The 2,441-nt window shown below is 73.3% G+C and carries 3 protein-coding genes; 1 reads left to right on the plus strand and 2 read right to left on the minus strand.

Going from position 1 to position 2,441, the window contains the following annotated elements; translation table 11 throughout:
• Window positions 1–974 (minus strand): MFS transporter (locus G6023_RS12235; RefSeq protein ID WP_182635720.1); only part of this gene is annotated, 974 nt, incomplete at its 3' end.
• Entirely contained in the window at window positions 967–1,863 is an 897-nt protein-coding gene (locus tag G6023_RS12240) for a glutaminyl-peptide cyclotransferase (protein ID WP_096907333.1), read from the minus strand. The genes G6023_RS12240 and G6023_RS12235, both read right to left, overlap by 8 nt.
• A 58-nt stretch (window positions 1,864–1,921) precedes the next feature.
• Between G6023_RS12240 and G6023_RS12245 the strand changes: the two genes are divergently transcribed.
• Window positions 1,922–2,441 (plus strand): DUF3027 domain-containing protein (locus G6023_RS12245; protein ID WP_182635723.1); only part of this gene is annotated, 520 nt, incomplete at its 3' end.

The raw sequence follows: 2,441 nt of genomic DNA on the forward strand, positions 1-2,441 counted from the left end.
GCCGTGCCGGCGATCCGTTCGGGCCGGCCCAGCGGGAGCCGCGCACCGACGGCGTTGCCGGTGAAGGTACCCAGCCCGCCGGCGGCGCCCGCCATCGCCAGGAGGCCGGCCTGCTCGATCGCGGTGGCGTCCTCCTGGGCCTTGGCCATGAACGCCAGGAACAGGGTGAGGAAGCCGGTCGTGAAACGCAGGAGCGACACCGCCCACAGGTTCGCCAGGACGTTCCTGCCCAGCGGCCGCGTGAGGACCGCCCGGAGGTCACCGGTCAGACTCGGGCCCCGCTCCATCCGCAGGGTGGCGGACTCCTCGTCCCGGGACGCCTCGGCGTGCGCGGGGATGGTCACGGCGACGTAGGCCGCGACGAGGGCGACCGCTGCGAGCAACCACAGGGAGGCGTCGGAGTCCCACAGCCATGCCACGGCGCCGGCTGTCGCCCCTGCGATGAGGCTGCCGCAGACGTGCCCCAGCACGGTCAGGCGGGAGTTGGTGCGGACCAGGTCCAGGGTCGGGGGCAGCACGTGGGGGGTGATGGACGCCTTGACGACGCCGAACGTCTTGGACAACACGAGCATGCCCAGCGCGAGGGGGTACAGGAGCCAGGAGTCGAAGTTCAGCGCGAGGACCACCGCCAGCACCGCACGCAGGGTGAACGTCAGTGAGACGGTGAGACGTCGGCCCCGGTGCAGGCGATCCAGCGCAGGGCCGATGACCGGCGCGATCAGTGCGAACGGCGCGACCGTGACCAGGAGATACAGCGCCACGCTGGCGCGGGACTCCGCGGTCGCGGCGGAGAAGAACAGGGTGTTCGCCAGGGCCACTGCGAGGATCGCGTCGCAGGCGAAGTTGGCGACCGTGACGTAGCTGAGCGGAGCGAGCCCCGAGCGGTCCGCGCCGTCGGCGTGGAAGACCCGGCGCACGCCCCGTCCGGCGGAGGAGACGGCGCGGCGCGCGGGTCCGGTGTGACGCTCACCCAACGAGGCGCACCTCGTACATGGTCGGCCACAGCTTGCCGGTGAGCAGGACGTTCCCGGAGTCCGGCAGCGCCGCGATGCCGTTGAGCACCGCATCCGGGTCCGCGGGCCGCGGTTGCTGGAGCTGCCCGGCGTCGTAGATCGCGGTGACCTGCCCCGTCGCGGGATCGATCCGCACGATCTCGTCGGTCATCCACACGTTCGCGAGGACCGAGCCGTCCGCACACTCCAGCTCGTTGAGCCGGGTGACCGGCGTGCCCCCGGAGGTCACCGACACGCGTCCGGTCGGCTCGAAGGTCGTCGGGTCGCGGAAGGTCAGGGTGTCGGAGCCGTCGCTCATCACCAGCGCCGTGCCGTCGGAGCACAGGCCCCAGCCCTCGCCCTCGTACGGGACCTCGGAGCGCACCTCGAGGGTCTGCGGGTCGCGGTTGTGGGCGATGCCCTTCTGCCAGGTGAGGGTCCACAGGGTGTCGGGGGTGACGGCCAGGCCCTCGCCGAACTCGTCCCCCGCCATGGCGACGGTCACCGCGGGCTCGCCACCCCCCAGCGGTCGACGCTGGACCACGGAACTGCCGACCCGCCCCGTCGACTCGTAGATCTCGTCGCCCACCACCTGTAGCCCCTGGGTGAACAAGGACGGGTCGTGCTCGAGCGTGCGCACGACCTCCACCGAGCCGCGCGCGGGTTGCGGGTCCGACGGCCCGACCGGCACCCGGGGGGCCGCCGAACTCCCGGCGGCCGAGCCGGCGGGGACGCTCGACGAGGCCAGGGAAGCGCCGGCGGAGGTGGTGGCGGGCGGTGCTCCTCCGTCGTCCGAGGAACACGCCGTGAGTGCGGCGACGAGGCTCAGGGACACGACGAGGGGGCCGACCGGGCCGAGGGCGCTGCGCATGCCCCCCAGGATGCCGCACGACGGGCCGGGCCGTGACCTCCACGCGGAGATGCGCATAATGGGAGGGGTGAACACCGGGGTAGGCACGGATCAGGGGTCGGATTTCGACGGCGCGCTGCGTGAGCGGCTGGCCTCCGGCGTCGACGTGGCCCGGTCGGCGGTCGAGGAGTTCGCCGCGGAGGGTGTGGGGGAGCACCTCGGCAGCACTGTCGAGGCGGAGTTCACCACCACGCACCGGTTCGCCTCCGAGCTGCCCGGGTACCGCGGGTGGTACTGGGCCTGCGTCCTCGCGCTCGTGCCCGGTGGTGACCTGACCGTCGACGAGATCGCGCTCCTCCCGGGAGCGGACGCGCTGGTCGCCCCCGAGTGGGTGCCGTGGGATCGGCGCATCCGGCCCGGGGACCTCGGCGCCGGGGATCTGCTCCCGCCGCCCGAGGACGACGACCGGCTCGTCCCCGGCTACACGCTGAACGGCGACGACGAGCTGGACGACGCCGCGGGGCCGATCGGTCTCGGCCGACCGCATCACCTGAGCTGGGAGGGGCGGGCCGCCGCCGCCGACCGGTGGACGGTCGAGC

The organism is Dietzia sp. DQ11-71 (genome assembly GCF_014144995.1).
GTDB lineage: Bacteria > Actinomycetota > Actinomycetes > Mycobacteriales > Mycobacteriaceae > Dietzia > Dietzia kunjamensis.